The organism is Pseudomonas sp. Leaf15, assembly GCF_001421425.1.
GTDB lineage: Bacteria > Pseudomonadota > Gammaproteobacteria > Pseudomonadales > Pseudomonadaceae > Aquipseudomonas > Aquipseudomonas salomonii.
Genome location: NZ_LMKI01000035.1, coordinates 350,275 through 365,347 on the forward strand (window position 1 = coordinate 350,275; position 15,073 = coordinate 365,347).

9 protein-coding genes and 1 pseudogene are annotated in these 15,073 nt (G+C 60.3%); 3 read left to right on the forward strand and 7 right to left on the reverse strand.

Going from position 1 to position 15,073, the window contains the following annotated elements; genetic code table 11:
- Positions 1 to 151 precede the first annotated feature (151 nt).
- The gene (locus tag ASE80_RS27450; protein ID WP_056861680.1) at positions 152 to 5,188 is read left to right on the forward strand and encodes a leucine-rich repeat domain-containing protein; all 5,037 of its coding nucleotides are present in this window, start codon (positions 152 to 154) and stop codon (positions 5,186 to 5,188) included.
- Between the two features lie 7 nt (positions 5,189 to 5,195).
- On the opposite strand, the gene ASE80_RS27455 is transcribed toward ASE80_RS27450, so the two are convergent.
- From ASE80_RS27455 to acs, 7 genes are all read right to left on the reverse strand, one after another.
- Positions 5,196 to 6,176 carry a GlxA family transcriptional regulator gene (locus ASE80_RS27455; RefSeq protein WP_056861681.1) on the reverse strand — a complete coding sequence of 327 codons (981 nt, stop codon included), beginning with the start codon at positions 6,174 to 6,176 and terminating at the stop codon, positions 5,196 to 5,198.
- Between the two features lie 245 nt (positions 6,177 to 6,421).
- Positions 6,422 to 7,186, reverse strand: coding sequence for an ABC transporter ATP-binding protein (locus ASE80_RS27460; RefSeq protein WP_003214336.1), 765 nt, complete (start codon positions 7,184 to 7,186; stop codon positions 6,422 to 6,424).
- A 27-nt stretch (positions 7,187 to 7,213) separates the two neighbouring features.
- A complete protein-coding gene (locus tag ASE80_RS27465) occupies positions 7,214 to 8,326 on the reverse strand; it encodes a succinylglutamate desuccinylase/aspartoacylase family protein (RefSeq protein ID WP_056861682.1) in 1,113 nt (370 codons plus the stop codon).
- A 1-nt stretch (position 8,327) separates the two neighbouring features.
- Positions 8,328 to 9,026, reverse strand: coding sequence for an ABC transporter permease (locus tag ASE80_RS27470; RefSeq protein ID WP_056861683.1), 699 nt, complete (start codon positions 9,024 to 9,026; stop codon positions 8,328 to 8,330).
- A complete protein-coding gene (locus ASE80_RS27475) occupies positions 9,023 to 9,712 on the reverse strand; it encodes an ABC transporter permease (RefSeq protein WP_017138431.1) in 690 nt (229 codons plus the stop codon). The genes ASE80_RS27470 and ASE80_RS27475 overlap by 4 nt, the downstream gene beginning before the upstream one ends.
- Before the next feature lie 92 nt (positions 9,713 to 9,804).
- A complete protein-coding gene (locus ASE80_RS27480; RefSeq protein ID WP_017138432.1) occupies positions 9,805 to 10,590 on the reverse strand; it encodes an ABC transporter substrate-binding protein in 786 nt (261 codons plus the stop codon).
- Positions 10,591 to 11,606: 1,016 nt separating this feature from the next.
- Complete coding sequence (gene acs, locus ASE80_RS27485) at positions 11,607 to 13,562, reverse strand: acetate--CoA ligase (protein ID WP_056861684.1); 1,956 nt, start codon at positions 13,560 to 13,562, stop codon at positions 11,607 to 11,609.
- Positions 13,563 to 13,960: 398 nt separating this feature from the next.
- Here acs and ASE80_RS27490 point away from each other — a divergent pair, with 398 nt between their 5' ends.
- The gene (locus tag ASE80_RS27490; RefSeq protein WP_056861685.1) at positions 13,961 to 14,230 is read left to right on the forward strand and encodes a DUF2790 domain-containing protein; all 270 of its coding nucleotides are present in this window, start codon (positions 13,961 to 13,963) and stop codon (positions 14,228 to 14,230) included.
- A gap of 577 nt (positions 14,231 to 14,807) precedes the next feature.
- Positions 14,808 to 15,073 (forward strand): annotated as a pseudogene (locus ASE80_RS27495) (ribonucleotide-diphosphate reductase subunit beta); the annotation flags it as partial.

Below are 15,073 nucleotides of genomic sequence, written 5' to 3' on the forward strand. Positions count from 1 at the left end.
GCGTCGCAATGGCGCAGTTTAAACGCTGCGTCGCTTCAGAGGCAGGGGCGTTGCCGGTTGATTTTAGCCGGTTGCATTAACTATCTGCCTCCCTGGTGCCGATCAGGCTTGCTGTGATGTCGGGAACGCCACTCACTGAAGGATCAGCCCCGTGACCACCCTGACTCAAACCACGCTCCTCCCACACCTCACCCGCGCCGCCGACAGGGTGCCCGCCGGGGTTCACACCCGCCTGCCGCAATGGTTGGGCAACGCCTCAAGCGCACGGCGCGAGACCTTGAAAAGCACCCCGCTTGAGTTTGCCGATTGGCAGGCCGGCACCCGCCGCCAGCAACAAGCGCCCCTGCAGCAAGCCATGGCCGCGCACTGGGCCACGCAAAACCAGCTCGACACCGCCCTGGCGGCGCTGCAGACGCCGCAAGCATTCGCGGCGCCCTTGCTGCAACAGGGGCTCAAGTCGCGCTTTGGCCTTGAGCTGGATGTCAGCGCCACTTACCTGCGCCTCTACGCACCCTCGACGATACCGTTGTTTCCTGTGGACTCGGGAGGCGTCAAGGCCTGGACCGTGTCGCTGGTGGACGCAGCGCTGCACAATTTCGACGCCGCCGAAGGCGAAAAAGCCGCTTACACCACCGACTCCACCTTCATCACCCAACCCTCAGCCGCTGGGCAATTCGACACCCTGCCCGCTGTGACCGAAAAAATCAGCATCGCGCAATTCGTCGGACTGTGCCGGGAACTGGACATCGGCGCGCAGTACCAACGCTACCTCAAGGGCTTTTTCGGCTTCCAGGACGCCAGCCTCAAAACCTCGCTGCGCGACAAGGTGATCGACAACCTCAAAGCCGAGGCCCGCACCAGCGTGCACATGGCACGCCTGAAAAAAGACGTGAGCGAATCGGCACTGCGCACACTCCAGGCACAACTGGACGGCATCCGCGGCCTGACACTCCAGGGCAAGATTGTGCTCAACCACGACCTGAGCCTGATGGGCGCACCGCTGACCGGCATCGTCCTGTTCGCCGCCGACCTGGAACTGCACCGGAGCGCAGTACCCATGGTGGCGTACATTCCGGGCGACCCACTGGCGCCCCTCAAGTATTACGCCGATGGCACCGCGTTCATGCGCGACCTGGCCGACAAGCTGCGCGATACCGACTACCAGGCGTTTTTCAGCCGTTTCGTCAACCATGAACAGCGTGGCTACTTCTTTGCAGACCTCAACAGCCGACTGTCCAAGGTCGTCTGGCACTCGCCGCAGCCCGGCGACCCGCGCCCCACCTGGCGCGATGAACCGGTGACCCGCCCCAACCTGCAGTTTTATGCGACAAAAATCACCGGCGAGCTTTACGAACACCTCTACGAGACCAAGCTCGACAAGCTGCTCAATGACGCGCGGGTGATCGCCGTCCCCACCGCAGACGCCGACAGCAAGGCACGCTGGCAACGCTGGGACGCTGTGCAGAAGGTCGCCAAGGCCATTGTCGAAGTCGCCGCCTTTATCGTGACCCCTTTTCTGCCGCCCCTGGGCGCGCTGATGCTGGGCTACACCGCCTACCAACTGCTCGACGACGCATTCGAGGGCATCGTCGATTGGGCCGAAGGGCTCAAGCGCGAGGCCTTCGGGCACTTGATGTCGATCCTCGAGCAAATGGTGCAACTGGGCCTGTTCGCAATCGGCGCACCGATTGCCAAAGGGTTGCTGCGCCAGGCACTGCCCGAAGAGGTGTGGAGCTTTTTTGAAGCGCTCACCCCGGTCACAACCGACGGCGAGACCCGCCTGTGGAGGCCCGACCTGGCGCCCTACGCCCATGACATTCAACTGCCGCCTGAATCGCGCCCCAATAACGAGGGGCTGCATGCCCATGCGGACAAACAGGTGCTGGCCCTCAATGGGCAACACTTGTGCATCCAGCAGGAATCGGGCAGCGCCTTCCTTGCCCATCCCAGCCGTGCACACGCCTATCGCCCGCCCATCATCAGCAATGGCCAGGGTGCCTGGCTGACAGCGGCAGATCGCCCGTTGACCTGGGATCGCAGCACCTTGCTGCGTCGACTCGGCCCACCCGCCGACACACTCAGTGAGGCGCGGCTGGAGTGGGTGCATCGCATCAGCGGCTCCGAGGATGCCGCCCTGCGCAAGCTGCATATGGACCGTCAGCCCCCGCCGCCACTGCTGGCTGACACCCTCAAGCGCGTCGCTATTGACCAGCAGCTGCAAGACTTTATCGACCAGATGAGCAGCGACGACCCTGTGCAGTACCAAAAAGCCGACCCCCAAACCCAGCTGTGGCTGCTGAGCCAGACCGGCCTGTGGCCCGAGACCAAGACCTTGCGCTTTCTCAACGCCAAAGGTGAGACCGTCTGGGAGCATAAAGGCCAGGAAAACGCGGCGGTGGCGCAAGTCCATGAAGCCCAGATGAAAAACGGTGACTTGCTCAAAACCCTGCTGGAAACCCTGGACGAATCGGAACGCAAAACCCTGCTTGAGGAACCATTCGGTACGCCTGCCGCCCACCTGTCTGTGCGCGCGGCCAAACTGCGTAAACAGCTGGCACGCCAGGCCCAGGCCAAGCGCGCTGCATTGTTCGACTCGCGCTACCGAGGGCTGGAAACCACTGATGACCCGCGCCAGCAAAAACTCATCGATAGCACGCCCGGCCTGCCCACCAGCGCGGCGCACGACGTGCTGTTCGGCGCCAGTCGCCAAGACTTGCTGGCCATGGATCAAGGCGACCTGCCAGTGCACCTGGCGCAGCGTGCACGCTGGGCGGCGCACCAGGTCAGGATCAGCCGAGCGTACGAAGGCTTGTACATGGACGCCCTGGAAAGCAGCGACACACAACGACTCGCGCTGCACTCGCTGGAAAAACTGCCGGGCTGGTCGCCACAGGTGCGCCTGGAAGTGCGCGACTTCAGCCGCACCGGCACACTGCGGGACAGCGTCGGCCCGCCCCATGCGCCTATCGTGCGCACCTTGGTGCGCACGATCGACGGCGATTATGTGCCCGAAAACGACAAGGGCACCCTGTTCGGCGAAACCGACCTCTATACCGCCGTGCTCCAGGCATTGCCCGACGTGCAGCGCGACGCGCTGGGTATCCACATTGGCCAGGGCCCACAGCTCAAACTGACCCTGCGCCAGTACGCGCTGGCCCGTGAGCCGCTGGGGGATCTGCTGGCAGATGCGCCTGTGCGCAAGCCCTTTTACGACCCCAGGCTGATGCGCCTGCCCGGCGGCATGGAGGGTTACGACGCCAGCGCCGCTGATCACAGCAGCACCCCTGAGGCGCTGTTATTACACGATCTGTACCCCAGCCTCGACCCGGCAGAAGTGAACTATGTACTGAGCGTCATGCGCAACCACCCCGGCTCGCCCCTGCAGACGCTGCGATACTTGAAGAATGAATACTCACAGCTGGAAACCGACCTGGCGACCTGGCGCGCCAACCTGTCCCAAACGTTCCTCAACACCGACGTACCGCTTTTTTCCTCAACGGTTGCCGAAGAGAAACTCCATCGCTGGATCTGGACCCACCAACTGCTCCGCGCCTGGCGACACGAGATCCCGCAGGACGGCGAATTTGCCCTTGGCCGCCAATTGCAACTCGACGCGCCCTTGTACGGCGAACTGCCCACCCTCAACGCCAACTTCGATCACATCTCCCACCTGAGTTTGAAGGGTTATCACACCACCCAGGGCGCTCCCGCCTTTTTGGCCCACTTTCCCAATCTGCGCACCCTGGAGATCAGCGATATAGCGCTCAATACGCTGCCTCCCGAGGTCATGGCGTACCCCCAACTCAATCGTCTGACGCTGAGCAATTGCAACCTGAACCTGACCACACAGACCCGCGCGCAACTGGCCACTTTGAGCCAATTGAGAAGCCTGGACCTTTCCCGCAACTTCCAGCTGTCACTTTCCCCCAACCTTGGGCAAATGCCTGAGCTGCAGACGCTGAACCTCAGCCAGACGCATATTTCACTATTCCCCGAACACCTTATCAATCGCCCTCAGCTCACAAGCGCCGACCTCAGCGGCAACTACCTGAGCAGGCTGCCGGAGGCCCTGTTCAGCCTGCCCGCCGAACGAGCCAGAGCGTTTGATTTGTCGGGCAACCCCCTTTCACGCGCCACCCTGGAAAAGATCAAACGCTATTGCCAGAGAACCGGCGAACACTTCGGCGCAGACGCCAACCCCTTCGAGCGCCGCCTGGTCAATGAGCTTTACCCCACCTTCACTGACGAGGAGGCGAATAATTTTATCTTCAGGTTGCCCGGTGGGCTGGATGATTCAATGCCCGCACTCGTGCGCTTGAAAGCCGACTACGAACGACTGCAAACAGACTTGCAGGAGTGGACACTGGATATACCGGACCGCTACCCGTTCCTGGACACGCCCATGGACGAAGGCGTGCGCGCACAACAGCAACTGCTTCGCCACCAGCTCAAGGCCTTGCTGGAGGAAAGCTGGCGACGGGAGACCCGCCTGGATTCAAGCCAGGAGCCGCCGACCACCGACCATGAAATGGCCCTGAACCTACCGTTGCTCGGCGATTTACCGGTGCTGAATGTGGACTTTAAACATGTGACGAAGCTGGAGCTGAGCGCAGAGCAAGCCACCTCAATCCCCGAAGGCTTTCTTGTGCGTTTTCCCAACCTGGCAACCCTGCACATCCATCGTTATGCCCTGCCGGACATTCCTGCCGATGTGTTCAAGCTGCCCAAGCTCAAGACACTGATCATGTCCCATAGCCGTATGCGGTTGACGGCAACCAGCGCCGACGCCTTGAGCGACCTGCAAAACCTTGAGTACCTGGACCTCAGTGGCAACCCCTTGGGCATCACGCCCGACGTCAGCAAGATGTCCGGGTTAACCAGCCTGATCATCGAAAATGCCGGCCTTACCGAGGTGCCCAACGGGACGTTCAACCTGCCATCCCTCGACCAACTGGACCTGAGAAACAACCGGATAACCGAGCTTCCCACGGACCTGCTTGAGGTGGCTGCGGACAGGGCCGACGGTTTTGTTCTCGGCGGCAATACGTTCTCGCCTGAAACGATCGCCCTGCTGGTGCCGTATTACAACCGCACCGCAGTGGACTTTGGCATCCCGGAGGTCAGGCAGCGCGCGCAACTGAGCCCAACGTCGTCAACCGACGCATCAGAAGAAGAAGCCGAACAATAAGGACCACTCAACCGCGCTCGGAGGGCACCGACGACAATTCAAACGGGCTGCTGCTGCGCCGCTGGTTGCGGTCTTCACGCGGGGTGGCGCCAAAAAAGTTGCGGTAAGCGCTGGAGAAGTGCGGCCCCGAGGAGAAGCCGCACGACAGGCCGATCTGGATGATCGACTTGCTGGTTTGCATCAGCATCTGGCGCGCCTTGTTCAGGCGCAGTTCCAGGTAATACTGGCTGGGAACGCGGTTGAGGTATTGCTTGAAGATGCGCTCGAGTTGTCGTCGCGACACGCACACATGCTGGGCGATTTCGTCGGTGGTCAGCGGCTCTTCGATATTGGCTTCCATCAGCAGCACGGCCTGGGTCAGCTTCGGATGGCTGGAGCCCAGGCGGTTTTGCAGGGGGATGCGCTGGCGCTCGCCGCCTTCGCGGATGCGCTCCACCACCAGCTCTTCGGAGACCGCACCCGCCAGTTCGGCGCCATGATCACGGGCCAGCACCGCCAGCAACAGGTCGAGTACCGACATGCCACCACAGGCGGTCAGGCGGTCGCGGTCCCAGTCGAACAGGTGGCTGGTGGCAATCACCTTGGGGAAACGCTCGGCGAAGTCATCCTGCCAGCGCCAATGCACGGCGGCGCGGTAGCCATCGAGCAAACCCAACTGAGCCAAGGGATACACGCCCGCCGACAAGCCACCAATCACACAGCCAGCCCGCACAAGCTGCTTGAGCGCGCTGCTGAGCTGGGAGGCGATGACGGTCGGCGGCTCATCCGCCAGCAGGAACAGCTTCTGGAAACCTTCGAGCTTGCCGGCCCAGGGCTCGCCCGGCAATTGCCAGTCGCCCTCGGTGCGCGGTTCGGCCTGCAAAAACGACAGTTCGTACACCACGTCCGGATGCACCCGCTGAGCAACGCGCAAAGCCTCCTCAGCCAGCGCAAGCGTCAGTGCTTTTGTGCTGGGCCAAATCAGGAAACCAATTTTATGGGCGGTCATGGAGTGCTATCCGAAACGAAGAACGGTGATGAAGACAAGGGCCAATGCTAGCCCGGAAACCAACACAAATCTCAAACCATATGAGATCTAATGTGGGAGCTGGCTTGCCTGCGATGGCGGCGTGTCTGTGCCAGAGAGGCAAACTGACCCACCGCCATCGCAGGCAAGCCAGCTCCCACCGGGGATCGAGGCCAACCTTAAAGCTGCGCAGCATGCACTAACTCGGTGCACAAAAGCAGTCTTGATTATTTCAGGCTACCCGAAAGGAACTGCTGTAACCGCTCGGACTGCGGGTTCACCAGCACTTCACGCGGGTTACCCCGTTCTTCGACGATACCTTTGTGCAAAAACACCAACTGGTTCGACACTTCACGGGCAAAGCCCATTTCGTGGGTTACCACCACCATGGTGCGGCCTTCCTGGGCCAGGTCCTGCATCACCTTGAGCACTTCGCCGACCAGCTCCGGGTCGAGGGCCGAGGTCGGTTCGTCAAACAGCATCACCTCCGGCTCCATCGCCAGGGCACGGGCAATCGCCACGCGCTGCTGCTCACCGCCGGACATGTGGCCGGGGAACGCATCCTTACGATGGCCCACGCCGACCTTGGCCAGGTAATGCTCGGCCTTCTCACGCGCGTCTTTTTTCGACATGCCCAGCACGTGCACCGGCGCTTCCATCACGTTTTCCAGCGCAGTCATGTGCGACCACAGGTTGAAATGCTGGAACACCATGGACAGGCGCGAACGCATGCGCTGCAATTGTTTAGGGTCGGCGGCCTTCATGGCGCCGTCCTTGTTGGCCACCAGTTTCAGCTCTTCGTTGTTGAGCAGAATCTTGCCGGCGTGGGGTTGCTCCAGCAGGTTGATGCAGCGCAAAAAGGTACTTTTGCCCGAACCACTGGAACCGATGATGCTGATCACATCACCGGCCGCGGCGGCCAGGGACACGCCTTTGAGCACTTCATGACTGCCATAGCGTTTATGCAGGTCTTGGACTTCAAGTTTGTACATGCGGTCGGTTCTCACAAAAACAGGTGGTCAGTCGTTGAGCAAGCGCCCGTGACGCAGCGCTTCGCGCCCCGCCACCTTGGCCAGCCAGAAACCCGCTTGGGCATAACGTAGCCGTTCAACGGCAAACAACACCCCGGACGTCCCCGCGCAGACAATGCTGACGCGGTCGGTCAGAGGGTCAATCACTTCAAAAATCTCATCGCCCGCTTCTACCCGGTCACCGGCTTTACGCAGGTAACTGATCACACCGGCATGGGGCGCAAACAGCAACTCGGTACCTTCGAAGGGCAAGCCTTCGCACGCGTCGTACTGCGGCGCCGGCCATTGGCCGGTGATCAAGCCTTGCTCGGCCAGGAACGCGAGGATGCCTTCGGCGTGGAAAATCGCTTCATCACGGCCGGTGTCGGCCTGGCCGCCCAATTCCAGGGTAGTCGCCAGGCACGCCAGTGGAACCTGTGCCTCGGGGAACGCCTGTGACAGACGCAACCACGGCAGCGAGCAAGCCTCATCAAACGAACTGCCGCCGGAGTCCTCCGCCAGCAGGCCGACTTTCACACCCAGGTGCGCCGACAACGAGCGCCACTGCGGCCAGTGCTGGGGCAACGCATACATGTGCAACGCGGCTTCGGCGTCGCAATGCAGGTCCAGGACGATATCGGCGGTGCAGGCGTGGCTCAGCAAGATGCGCTGCATGCCTTGCAGCTGGCTGCTCGGCGCGGGCAGTGCGTTGAGTGCGTCGGTCATCGCCTGGCGGATCATGCGCACATTGGCGTGCGGGTCATCGCCCAGCTTGCCCTTGAGCAACTCGGCAACCGGCGCGCTCAGCTCGACGAAATCACGGTTGAAGTTCTTGCCGCTGCCGACTTCGAAACGCCCCTGGTGGCTGCCTTGCAGCAACTGGCCCAGGCCCATCGGGTTGGCCACCGGCACCAGCTCGACCACGCCGTTAAGCGCGCCTTGCTGTTCCAGTTCGGTGAGGCGCTTTTTCAGCTCCCACGCCGCGCGCATGCCCGGCAATTCGTCGGCGTGAAGGCTGGCCTGAATATAGGCCTTGCGCTCGCCAGTGCCGAAACGAAAGACGCTCAGTTGGCGTTCACACCCCAGGTGGCCCCAGGGCAGCAGGTGATCGATACGTTCCATATCAGTGCTTCCGTGGAGCCAGGTAGCTCAGCCAGCGGCGCTCGGCCAACTTGAACAGGCGCACCAGGATAAAGGTCAGGCACAGGTAGAACACGCCGGCGGTGATATAGGCTTCGAACGGCAAGTAGTACTGAGCGTTCACGGTGCGTGCAGCACCGGTGATGTCGATCAAGGTGACGATGGACGCCAGGCTGGTGGTCTGCAGCATCATGATCACTTCGTTGCTGTACTGCGGCAGCGCCCGGCGCAGGGCCGACGGCAGCAGGATGCGGCGGTACAGCTTGTAGCGCGACATGCCCATGGCCTTGGCCGCTTCAATCTCACCGTTCGGCGTGGCCTTGAGGCTGCCGGCGATGATTTCGGCGGTGTAGGCGCTGGTGTTGATCGCAAACGCCAGGCACGCGCAGAACGTGGCGCTGGACAGCAGCGGCCACAGGAAGCTTTCGCGCACGGCTTCGAATTGCGCCAAGCCGTAGTAGATCAAAAACAGCTGCACCAGCATCGGCGTGCCGCGGATCACATAGGTGTAGAGCCAGGCCACACCGTTGATGACCGGCTGCTTGGACACGCGCATCAAGCCCAGGGGCAAGGCAGCAAGCAGGCCGAAGAACAGCGAGATGGCCAACAGTTTCAGGGTGGTTGCCAGGCCGCCAAGGTACAGCGGCATGGCTTCCCAGATGACGTTGTAGTCGAAGATCATAGATCAGCCGCCCTTACGCCTACCGAGTAGCGCTTCTCAAGATAACGCAGGGCCAGCAACGACACGCTGGTGATCACCAGGTACATCGCCGCCACTGCGAGGAAGAAGGTAAAAGGCTCACGGGTGGCGTCTGCCGCCTGTTTGGCCTTGAACATCATGTCTTGCAGGCCCACCACCGAGATCAGCGCGGTGGCCTTGGTGAGTACCAGCCAGTTGTTGGTGAAACCAGGGATCGCCAGCCGGATCATCTGCGGCACCATCACCCGGAAAAACACCTGGAAACTGCTCATGCCATACGCAAGGCCGGCCTCGGCCTGGCCCTTGGGAATGGCCATGAAGGCGCCACGGAAAGTTTCCGAGAGGTAGGCGCCAAAGATGAAACCCAGGGTGCCGATACCGGCGGCCAAGGGGTTCAAGTCGATATAGTCGTCATAGCCAAGCATCGGCGCGACGCGGTTTAACAAGTCCTGGCCGCCGTAGAAAATCAGCAGAATCAGCACCAGGTCGGGGATCCCGCGGATCACCGTGGAGTACAAGTCACCCAGCCAAGCCAACCAGCGCACCGGCGACAGGCGTAACGCGACCCCGATCAGACCCAGAACAATGGCCAAGGCCATGGACGACAAGGCGAGCTGAAGCGTCAACCATGCGCCATCGAGGATGACAGCCCCGTAGCCGTTCAACATGATTCAGGTCCTCGAAAAGGGGGATGAAAAAATGGCGCAAACTTCAGAATCTTCTGTTGCTTGCGCCATTCTGGACAGACAGCTGCGACGAGTTACTTAGGGTCAGCGCCGTAAATATCGAAGTCGAAGTATTTGTCCTGGATTTTCTTGTATTCGCCGTTGGCACGGATCGCGGCAATCGCAGCGTTGATCTTGTCCAGCTCGGCCTTGTCGCCTTTGCGTACAGCGATGCCGATGCCGTCACCGAAGTACTTGGCGTCGGTGAACTGTGGGCCCACGAACGCGTAGCCTTTACCGGCCGGGGTTTTCAGGAAGCCGTCTTGCAGCAGGGTGGCGTCAGCCACGGTGCCATCGAGGCGACCGGCTTCCACGTCCAGGTAGATTTCGTTCTGCGAGCTGTAAGGCACAACCGTGACGCCTTTAGGGGCCAGGACTTCCTTGGCGAAACGATCGTGGATCGAACCGCGTTGCACGCCGATTTTCTTGCCTTTGAGTTCATCCAGGCTGTCGCTGACGGTGGTGCCTTCCTTCATCACCAGCTGCGCCGGGCTCAGGTAGTAGCGGTTGGTGAAGTCCACGGATTTCTTGCGGTCTTCGGTGATGGACATGGACGACAGGATCGCGTCGATCTTGCGCACTTTGAGCGCAGGGATCAGGCCGTCGAATTCCTGCTCGACCCATACGCACTTGACCTTCATCTCTGCGCACAGCGCGTTACCGATGTCGTAGTCAAAACCGACGATGCTGCCATCCGGCGCCTTCGAGGCAAACGGAGGGTAAGCCGCTTCGATACCAATTTTCAGAGGCTTTTCATCAGCGAAGGCCTGCATGGACAGCACGGACAGCGCCAGGGCGCCCAACAGCACAAGTTTCTTCATCTTGGGACTCCATCGGTATGGGGCAAAAAGCAGAATGAGCCGTGGCCCACGATGCGACTTAAGTGAAACCGAATAGCGGTGCTGCGTCCTACCCCAAATTGATACAGGAGACGACGAGCGAGTGATCGGCATTCTAACGACAGGCCGGAAGCCGATATTTCCTCAATGCGACAACAATTTACAGAAGCACCGAGAAAGCGGTTCCAGCTCATTGACAGCCTCTGAATTTTATGCAGAGACAAAAGATATTAAACCTGTTGATGCTGCAAATTGCGGGCCTATTATTCGCAAACCCTTCTAGCACGGCAAGTCTGGCGTTTAATCTTATTTGTGAGGGTGTCTAAAACGCGGGTTTTCGGGGCGCAGGCGTAGCACATTGCCTCAGGATTGGGCGTGGGGTTACACATTTAGGCTGGACGGTAACATTCAGAAACCTCCTACGAAAGAAACCGATATTTATTGGCCTGCGCACAGATCGTTCCCACGCTCCGCGTGGGAATGCATCCTGTGACGCTCTGCGTCACGCCCCAAGAGCGGACGCGGAGCGTCCATGGCGGCATTCCCACGCGGAGCGTGGGAACGATCAGACTCCGGCCGTGAAACACATTCCAGATGTGGGAGCTGGCTTGCCTGCGATAGCGGCCTGTCAGCTAACCCGCCTGTGCCTGATACGCCCTCATCGCAGCATAGGTATCTATACAACCGGTTAGTTGGCAGGTGGGCTGTTGTGGCGAGCAGGCTTGTCCTGCGTTGGGCTGCGAAGCGGCCCCAGTAAAGGCACTGCAGTTTTCCTGAAAGAACTCAGCGTCTGGGTCAGGGGCTGCTTCGCAGCCCAACGCAGGACAAGCCTGCTCGCCACAGGAGAAATGGCTGCCTTCAAACGTTGTGTCGATACCCATGCTCATCGCAGGCAAGCCCCCACAGTGATCCGGTTTCGCCGGAGAGGTCGGACCAAGCCGCACAAAAAAGCCCCACCCGGCTCACGCCGAATGGGGCCTTATCTGACCCAGCCCGCCTTACGCGACGTTCATGGTCTTGTGCGTCTCAATCAAATGCGCCACCACACCTGGGTCGGCCAAGGTGGAGATATCTCCCAACCCGTCATACTCGGCTGTGGCGATCTTGCGCAGAATCCGGCGCATGATTTTACCCGAACGTGTTTTCGGCAAACCCGGTGCCCACTGGATCACATCCGGCGAGGCAATCGGCCCGATCTCTTTGCGCACCCAGTTTTTCAGCTCCAGGCGCAGCGCTTCGTTCGGTTCTTCGCCATTCTTGAGCGTGACATACACATAGATGCCCTGCCCCTTGATGTCATGGGGCACACCCACCACCGCCGCTTCAGCGACTTTCGGGTGCGCAACCATGGCGCTTTCAATCTCGGCGGTGCCCATGCGGTGGCCGGACACGTTCAACACGTCGTCCACGCGCCCGGTGATCCACCAGTAGCCGTCTTCATCGCGGCGCGCGCCGTCGCCGGTGAAGTACATGCCACGGAAGGTCTTGAAGTAAGTGTCGACAAAACGGTCATGGTCGCCATACAGCGTGCGCGCCTGGCCCGGCCACGAATCGAGGATCACCAGGTTGCCTTCGGCAGCGCCCTCGATGATGTTACCGAGGTTGTCCACCAGCGCCGGCACCACGCCGAAGAATGGGCGTGCCGCCGAGCCCGGCTTGAGTGCGTGGGCACCCGGCAGCGGGCTCATCAAGGTGGCGCCGGTTTCGGTCTGCCACCAGGTGTCGACGATCGGGCAACGGGATTGGCCGACATTCTTGTAGTACCAGTCCCAGGCTTCCGGGTTGATCGGCTCACCCACCGAACCGAGCAGGCGCAGGCTGCTGCCATCCACACCTTCACAGGCGGCGGTGCCCGAAGCCATCATCGCGCGGATCGCGGTCGGTGCGGTGTAGAGGATATTGACCTTGTGCTTGTCGACGATCTTGCCCACCCGCGTGATATCCGGGTAGTTCGGCACGCCTTCAAACAGCAGCGTGGTCGCGCCGTTGGCCAGCGGGCCGTAGACGATATAGGTGTGGCCGGTGACCCAGCCGACGTCGGCGGTGCACCAGTAGATTTCACCTGGGCGGTAGTCGAACACGCGTTCGTGGGTCAGGGCTGCGTACAGCAAGTAGCCGCCGGTGGTGTGCTGCACGCCTTTAGGCTTGCCGGTGGAGCCCGAGGTGTAAAGGATGAACAGCGCTTCTTCGGCGCCCATCTCTTTTGGCGCACACACAGTGCCCGCCACTTTCATCAGGTCTTCGTACCAGATGTCGCGATGCTGGTTCCACTTGATGTTGCCATTGGTGCGCTTGCACACGATGACTTTCTGGATGCTGCTGGTTTCCGGGTTGGTCAGCGCGTCGTCGACGTTGGCCTTCAGCGGAATCTTCTTACCGGCGCGGATGCCTTCATCGGCGGTGATCACCACCTTCGACTTACAGTCGATAATGCGACCGGCCAGGGCTTCCGGTGAAAAACCGCCAAACACCACGGAGTGAATCGCACCGATGCGGGTACAGGCCAACATGGCGACCACGGCTTCGGGGATCATCGGCATATAGATAGTCACCACGTCGCCGCGGTGCACATCCTGGCCGCGCAGGGCGTTGGCGAACTTGCAGACTTCTTCATGCAGCTCGCGATAGGTGATGGTGCGGCTTTCGGAAGGGTCATCGCCTTCCCAGATGATCGCAGCCTGATCACCACGCTCGGCGAGGTGGCGGTCCAGGCAGTTGTAGGAAACGTTGAGGGTGCCGTCGGCGAACCATTTGATGTCGACATGGTGGTCGTCGAAAGAGGTCTGCTTGACCGCGGTGAAAGGCTTGACCCAGTCAAGGCGCTTGGCTTGCTCGCGCCAGAAGCCATCGGGGTTGACCACCGACTGCTGGTACATGGCCTTGTAGGTCGCCTCGTCGGTCAGCGTGTTGGCTGCTACTTCGGGGCGAACGGGGTACAGGGAAGCCGCACTCATCTTTCTTACCTCGGTGACATAGTTGTTGTTGTATGGCCCCTGTTGTAGCCGGGGCAGCCCCATAGAACCATTCGACGATGGTAGTAACAAGCCCCTACAAAATGCCCTGCTATGCCCTTTCAGGGCTCTGGCCCACGGCCTGCGCGGCTTTGGCGCCTGATGAAAAAACCTTTACCACGGGATTGTTACAAAAACCGCCAATAGTGTTTATCAAAAGCACGGGTATATGAATATAACCCGCAGGCCTAAAATCAACTCCGCCAACAAGGCAACGTGATTAACACCGTAACAGCCCCCACCAAGGCAACGTTAATCCGAACTTCCCAATTTTAAAGTTACACACGTGGCCTCATAAGGGCCCCGTGACCCCTTTCGCCCTGAAGAAGGTAAATACAGAAATGAAAGCGTTAGTAGTTTTGGCCCTCTGCAGCTTGTGCGCCACCGCCGCCCTGGCCGACGAAGCCCCGACTGAGCTGGCCGGACAGAACCCACCGATCGTTGAAGACTACACTTACAGCACACACTTGGATGTGGCCAAAGTATTGTCCATGAGCAACATCCCGGATGTCTGCAACGTTGTACCGGTACAAATGGAATATGAAGACTCACAAGGCCAGCGTCATATTCTTAATTATCAAGTGATGGGCAATGGTTGCTCTAACGGGTAATAACTTTTTCAGAAAGATTTAAACCCGGATCTTGGTCGCCGCAAGAAATCGTTCTTGCGGCCAAGAACCGCCCTCTGGCCCACCGCCCACCCAATGTGGGAGCTGGCTTGCCTGCGATGGCGATCCCAGCCAAACACACCCCACACAGCCCTCCTCAATTCCCCCGCCCACAGCCCTACAAAAACTATCCCACCGCCCGTCAAAAAATTCCTACCCCAGCAAACCCTTGCAAACACACGCTCTGGCCGAAAACCACAGCATTTTGGCCCTCAATCGTGACCATCCGCCGCAACACAAAGCCGATTTTTTCCCTATAATGCGCGGGTAAATCGGGCCTGCAATATCCCTTTACACTGGGATGAAGAGCCAGACCTGAGGCCTCCGCGCGAGCCTGCATCTGTTGCTGCGCACCTCAAGCCTCAAGCAGAACCCGTAACCCTATTCCGTTTAATTGCCTGCGCGAGCTGTTGCAACAAACGATTCCTTAAGATCCACCGCGGCCTCTGGGCCGTGTGAACACCCAACCATCCGGTTTCACACGGGCACCTTTGAGCCCTCACGCAGGAGACGACACGTCATGCTGAGCTGGGACGAATTCGACAAAGAAGAAGAAGGCGAAGTAGCCGCCAAAGGCGCCAACGCCGGCCACGCCACCGAAGCCAACATGGACCGCCTCGACGGTGCCGGCGCCGCCGCCGCCATCGAAGCCCGCGCCGTCACCGCCAGTGACTCCGCCGCCATCGTGCGCGCCAAGGCCGCCCTGGACAAACTCGACGTCGCCGAAGGCCTCGCCGAACTCGAAGGCTCCGCCGCTCGCGTCGCCGTTGACGAAAAGCGCATGAT